Annotated in this window: 5 protein-coding genes; all 5 read left to right on the top strand. The window is 67.7% G+C overall.

Annotated elements, in window-relative coordinates; translation table 11 throughout:
- Positions 1-183 precede the first annotated feature (183 nt).
- From ACP4J0_RS38090 to ACP4J0_RS38070, 5 genes are read left to right on the top strand one after another with little or no spacing between them, the layout of a single operon-like run.
- A complete protein-coding gene (locus ACP4J0_RS38090; RefSeq protein ID WP_426603970.1) occupies positions 184-912 on the top strand; it encodes a TnsA-like heteromeric transposase endonuclease subunit in 729 nt (242 codons plus the stop codon).
- The gene (locus ACP4J0_RS38085; protein WP_426603968.1) at positions 905-2983 is read left to right on the top strand and encodes a Mu transposase C-terminal domain-containing protein; all 2079 of its coding nucleotides are present in this window, start codon (positions 905-907) and stop codon (positions 2981-2983) included. The genes ACP4J0_RS38090 and ACP4J0_RS38085 overlap by 8 nt, the downstream gene beginning before the upstream one ends.
- Positions 2977-4047 (top strand): AAA family ATPase, encoded by a 1071-nt coding sequence (locus ACP4J0_RS38080; RefSeq protein WP_426603966.1) that lies wholly within the window; start codon positions 2977-2979, stop codon positions 4045-4047. Before ACP4J0_RS38085 ends, ACP4J0_RS38080 begins: the two co-directional genes overlap by 7 nt.
- The gene (locus ACP4J0_RS38075; protein WP_426603964.1) at positions 4031-4918 is read left to right on the top strand and encodes a TniQ family protein; all 888 of its coding nucleotides are present in this window, start codon (positions 4031-4033) and stop codon (positions 4916-4918) included. The genes ACP4J0_RS38080 and ACP4J0_RS38075 overlap by 17 nt, the downstream gene beginning before the upstream one ends.
- A 37-nt stretch (positions 4919-4955) precedes the next feature.
- Entirely contained in the window at positions 4956-5612 is a 657-nt protein-coding gene (locus ACP4J0_RS38070) for a class I SAM-dependent methyltransferase (protein WP_391261689.1), read from the top strand.
- Positions 5613-5726 lie beyond the last annotated feature (114 nt).

The following is a 5726-nucleotide window of genomic DNA, read 5'->3' as shown; positions in this document are numbered from 1 at the left end:
CTGTCCTGTCGCACTGTGCCTGTCGGATTCTCACTGCTTCTCGTTCGTGCTGTCGGATTCTCATTGCGTCACGCTGAGCGACGGCGTTTGCCCCGTACGTGGTGTTTGATCTCATTTTTCTGGTCCGGTTCTCGCTGTACCTGTCACGGTCGTTTTCGGCAGTACGCGGAGCCGGGGGTGGCGATGGATCTGGGGCTGGTCGATGTCGAGTGGGCTGACGGTGAGGGCGGCGGGCTGCGGAAGTCCGTGCTGGAGGCGGTGTCCCGGGTTCGGTTCGAGTCGGTGCTCCCGGTGCGGCAGTTCACGTCGTACCGCGGGCAGCGGCACTTCACGGGCTGGTACTGGGCGGCGACGACGCAGTCGCTGGTGGGGTTCGAGTCGTGGCTGGAGCGGGACCGGGCCATGCTCCTCGATCATGACCGGAGGGTGGTGGGGCTGGCCTCGCAGCCGTTCCGGGTGACCTGGCAGGGGGAGAAACGCCGGATCTCGCATACGCCGGACTACTTCGCACGGCTGGAGGACGGTTCGGGCCTGGTCGTCGATGTCCGGCCTGCGGACCGGATCGGCCCGGAGGACGCGGTGAAGTTCTCGGCGACCGAGGCGATGTGCCAGGAGATGGGCTGCTGGTCTTTCGCTCTGGTGCACGAGCCCGATCCGGTGGAAATGGCCAACGTCCGCTGGCTGTCTGGCTACCGGCATCCACGCAACCGGGTCGGCGACGTCGCGAAACGGCTCATGGACGCTTTCGACGACTCGCAGCTGCTCATGGACGGTGCCGAGGCAGCGGGGGACCCGCTTTCTGTCCTGCCGACGCTCTATCACCTGCTTTGGTGCGGTGACCTGCGTCTTGACCTAGCGGTGCCGCTGGGAGACGACTCTGTGATCGGTTGCGCGGCGGTGAGTCATGGCTGAACTGGCACCACGCGGAGTTCTGCGGGTCGGCGACCGGATCCGGTTCGAAGGCCGGAACCAGCAGGTCATCGGGCTGGAGGGAACGGCCCTGCGACTGCTCAGCGACGAGGGCGACACCAGCGTCATGGCTGCTGGCTACGTGATGGCGGCCGCTGATTTCGAGGTGCTGGACCGGGGGCCGGAGGCGGTCCCGGAACGAGTCCTGCCGCCGTTCGCGTTGGTCGACGCGTTGCCGCCGCCCGCCGTCGAGCAGGCCCGGTTCTGGGAACAGCACGTGGTGGAGGTCATCACCGGGCTGCCCCCGGACGCTGCGGAGGGCACGAGCCCTCGGCCCGAGTACGACCCGGCCTGGCGGACGCTGATGGAGCGGGAAGCTGCGAAGGTCGCTGAGCTGGCGGCCGGCGGGCAGCAGATCAGCAAGCGGACCTTTCTGCGGATGCGGCAGCGCTACGAGGCCGAGGGGTTGTGGGGACTGGTGGACGGCCGGTCCCGGAAACCACCGGCCCCGGTCCCCGGCACCGGAAGGACGGACGAGCGCGTCGTCGAGGCTGTCACCGAGGCACTGGCCGGGCAGACGGACCTTTCGACGGGCGACCGCAAGCGGCTCATGCTGCAGACCGAGCAGATCCTCGCCGCGAAGCACGGTGAGGAAGCGGTGAAGCTCCTGCCGAAGAGGGCGACCTTCTACCGGCTGGTGAACAGCCTCGCCAAGAACAACGAATCCTTCGGGTCGGCCACGGTCCGCCGCCAGCGGGCTCTTCGGCCCCTGGGGCCGTTCACCCCGTCCATGGCAGCCCGCCCTGGGGAGATCGTGCAGATCGACTCCACGCGGCTGGACGTGATGGCGGTGCTGGACGACGGAGTCGTGGCTCGCCCGGAGATGACGATCGCGGTCGATGTCACGACGCGCACGATCTGCGCTGCCCTGCTCAGGCCCGCGGGCACGAAGGGTGTCGACGCCGCGGTGCTGCTGGCGAGGATGCTGGTTCCCGAGCCGATGCGGCCGGGCTGGAGCCAGACCCTGGCGATGTCGGACTCGATCCTGCCTCACCAGCGGCTCATGGCGGTGGACGCACGGTTGGAGAAAGCAGCGGCCAAGCCGGTCATCGTCCCGGACACCATCGTGATCGACCACGGCAAGGTGTTCGTCTCCGACACGTTCTCCTCCGCCTGTTCGCTGCTGGGGATCTCGCTGCAGCTCGCCCGGCCCAAGACCCCGACGGACAAGGCGATCGTGGAGAGGACATTCGCGTCGATCAACTCGCTGTTCTGCCAGTACGTCGCGGGCTACACCGGCTCCGATGTCACCCGTCGCGGCAGCGATCCGGCCTCCGAGGCGGTCTGGACCCTCGCCCAGCTCCAGGATCTCCTGGACGAATGGATCATCTGCTGGCAGCAGCGTCCCCACGAGGGCCTGCGCAACCCCTATATGGCGGGGCGGACGCTGTCGCCGAACGAGTCGTACGCCATCGCCGTCGCCCGCGCCGGATACCTACCCGTCGCTCTGTCGGCGGAGGACTACATCGAACTGCTGCCCGCGGTCTGGAGGGCGATCAACGACTACGGCGTCAAGGTCAACTACCGCACCTACGACAGCCCCGAGCTCAACCGGCTGCGGCGGCAGCCGTCCGGGGTGACGGGCAAGCAGGATTTGTGGGAGGTCCACTACGACCCTTACGACGTCTCCCGCGTCTGGGTACGGCGAAGCGACAGCCGCCGGTGGATCGAAGTCCCGTGGACCCATCTGCCCATGGTCCGGGCTCCGTTCGCCGACTTCACCTGGCGCCACGCACGCCAGCTTCTCGCTGACCAGGGCCGCGACGACACCAGCGAGACCGCCATCGCCCAGGTCCTGGCCAAGCTGTTGCGCAGGGCGGGGAAGCCGCCGGCCGGATCGGAGCAGGTCATGGCCCGCACCCGGGCAGCCCTTGAGGCCCCCGCACGGCCCGCGCTCCCGTCCGACCCGTCCGCCGATGCGGACGACAGCGAGAACGAAGGGCCGGAGGAGACGCCGGTCACCCCGTTCGGCGTCTTCAACCCCCTGGAAGAGGAGGGTAAGCCTCTGTGGTGACTCCGCCCGACGCCCATGACGACGAGCACAACCCGCTGACCACCAAGGACGGCTGGAGACAGTTCGTCGACGACGCCCCGGTCTGCCCGACCATGCTCTCGCTGCGGGCCTTCAAGGCCCTGGACGAGGAGAAGCGGCTCGCCTACAACGAGCCCCGGCTGGACTATCACTCCCGGCTCGTGATCGTGGCCACCCCCACCGTCCGCAACGTGTTCACCACCGGACGGCGCCTGGTCCTGCTCAACCGGCACCAGATCTCCGGCCGCCGCGGGCTGATCGTCACCGGCCAGGCCGGGACCGGAAAGACGACCGCCATCGCCCAGCTCGGCCGCAACCATGAACTCCTGGTCCGTAAACGACTCGGCCCGGCCGCCGCAGGAAGACTGCCGGTCGTCTACGTCACCGTCCCGCCCCGGGCCACGCCGAAGATGCTCGCCATCGAGTTCGCCCGGTTCCTCGGCCTTCCCGTCGTCCGGCAGGAGACCCAGACCTCCATCACCAACGCCGTCTGCGACCTGCTAATCAAAATGCGCGTCGAACTCGCGCTCGTCGATGAGATCCACAACCTCAACCTCAACACACAAGCCGGGGCAGAAGCCTCCGACCAGCTCAAATACCTGTCCGAGCGGATCCCCGCCACCTTCGTACTCGCCGGCATCGACGTCGCCGCGAGCGGCCTGTTCAGCGGGGTCCGGGGCCAGCAGATCGCCGGCCGATACACCGTCACCGACACCGAACCGTTCGCCTACGGCACCACCGCACAGCGGCAGAACTGGCGGAACCTGATCGCCTCGCTCGAAGACGCCCTACTACTCCACCGGCACAAGCCCGGCAGCCTGGTCAAGCTCGACGGGTATCTCCACGAACGCACCGACGGCGCGATCGGCAGCCTCTCCCAACTCGTCCGCGGCGCCGCCCTTGAGGCCATCATCAGCGGCAGCGAGGCCATCACCCGCAAGACTCTGGAGACCATCGAGGTCGACCAGACCGCCGAGGACGCCCGCCAGGAACACCGCCGCAGCCGACGACCCCGCCGCCGGAGGCCGGATGCCGACGCAGTCTGACCAACTCCGCCGGCTGCCTGTCACTCTCGGCCCTGTCCACGACGAGACCCTAGGTTCCTATCTCCACCGCCTGGCCGTCGCCAACAATCGTCCCGCGAGCTTCCTCGCCCGCCTCCTGGGCCCGCTGCCGCCGGAGTTCTCCCCGCTCAGCAACACCACCACCGGCTGGAATTCTCACTCACCTGACCGTCTGGCCACACTCTCCGGGCGCCCGACGCCCCACCTCGCCAGGGCCCTGCCCGCGCTCGCCGAATTCCTCAGCCCACACGGTCCCGGGCAGCGAACGGAACGGCTGATCAGCCGTCCCTGCCGCTGCTGCACAGCCCGCCGCAGCCCCACCGCTTCCGTGGTGATCACTCTCTCGCCCGCCCACGTCCACCTCTGCCCGCGGCATCAGCTCTGGACGCGCTCCACTCACGACATCCCGCTCGTCGCCCTGCCCGAAGTCATCGAGGCCCAGCGTCGACTCGACCAACTCGCCCGCCGGCACCGGCAGACCGGACGAGCCCTCGACCTGGCGCGGAAAATCGTCGAGGACTGGTCCGCCTCCGGAATGCCGATCGACCTCGGGAAGGAGTGGACCGATCGCCTCGACCGCGTCGAAGCTCTCGCCGTCAGTAAGAAGATCTCGGCTGAGGACCGCAGTCACCTCGCGGCGTTCCCCGAGATCGTGGTGCTGACGCACCTGATCCTCGACCCGCCCACAGCCGCCCTCGACCCCAAAGAGCTCTACCTGGCAACGACCGCCGAGCTGAGCCGACGATTCGCACGGATCTACACAACCCTTGGAACCCAGGACCCCCTCTACCGGAGACTCTGCCTCTACCGCGACAGGACATCTACTCGGCTAACCCAGTCGTTCGGCCATTGAGATGTCGCGGGCACCAAGATCTTGATGGAGTGACGGTATGACGACACTGCCGCACCGCGTCCTCCGGGCTCTTGACCAGTTCAATGCTGCCCACCCCTGGGACCACAACGCCCACTACCACCCCTGGATCCTGCGGCAGCTCCCCCGACGCTTCGACAGTGCCCTGGACGTCGGCTCCGGCAGTGGCGACCTGGCCAGACTCTTGGCCACGCACGCAAGCACGGTGCACGGCATCGACTCCGACCCGAAGATCATCGCCCGGGCACAGGACCTAACCCCTTCGGCAACCCCCGTCACCTTCACCACCGCAGACGCGCTGACCGGGATCCCCGCCGACTCCTACGATGTCATCACGTGCGTCGCCACGATCCACCATCTGCCGTTCACCGATGCTCTCACCGTCTTCCGCCAACACCTGGCGCCCGGAGGAACCCTGGTGATTCTTGGGCTGTCGCGCCCGACGACCCCAGGCGACCACCTGCTCGGAGCCGCAGCTATCCCTCTCAACGCCGCCACGGGCTGGCTCAAGAACAGGGGCCGCACGGCACCTCGTCCGGTCTCGATGACGGCCCTGACCCGACCGGCGGACATGAGCTTCCCCGACATCGTCCGCGAGGCCCGTTCCGTCCTGCCCGGCGCACGACTGCGGCGTCGGCTGTTCTGGCGCTACACGCTCGTGTGGCATCACCGTTGAGTGTTTCCGTGAAAGCCAGGTGGTTTGAGAACACCAACCGTCAGCGTTCTCAAACCACCTGACACCTCCGCAGTTCAGCAAGTCGCTATCTGCCAGATGCACTTCGACAGGACA

Source organism: Streptomyces sp. WG7 (genome assembly GCF_049975785.1).
In the GTDB taxonomy this organism is placed as follows: Bacteria; Actinomycetota; Actinomycetes; order Streptomycetales; family Streptomycetaceae; genus Streptomyces.
This window is presented reverse-complemented; position numbering and strand designations above follow the sequence as displayed.

Bases quoted from the DNA above. Each gene is read 5' to 3' on its own strand.
- ACP4J0_RS38070 (WP_391261689.1), top strand. From the start codon at position 4,956: ATGACGACACTGCCGCACCGCGTCCTCCGGGCTCTTGACCAGTTCAAT.
- ACP4J0_RS38090 (WP_426603970.1), top strand. From the start codon at position 184: ATGGATCTGGGGCTGGTCGATGTCGAGTGGGCTGACGGTGAGGGCGGC.
- ACP4J0_RS38075 (WP_426603964.1), top strand. From the start codon at position 4,031: ATGCCGACGCAGTCTGACCAACTCCGCCGGCTGCCTGTCACTCTCGGC.
- ACP4J0_RS38085 (WP_426603968.1), top strand. From the start codon at position 905: ATGGCTGAACTGGCACCACGCGGAGTTCTGCGGGTCGGCGACCGGATC.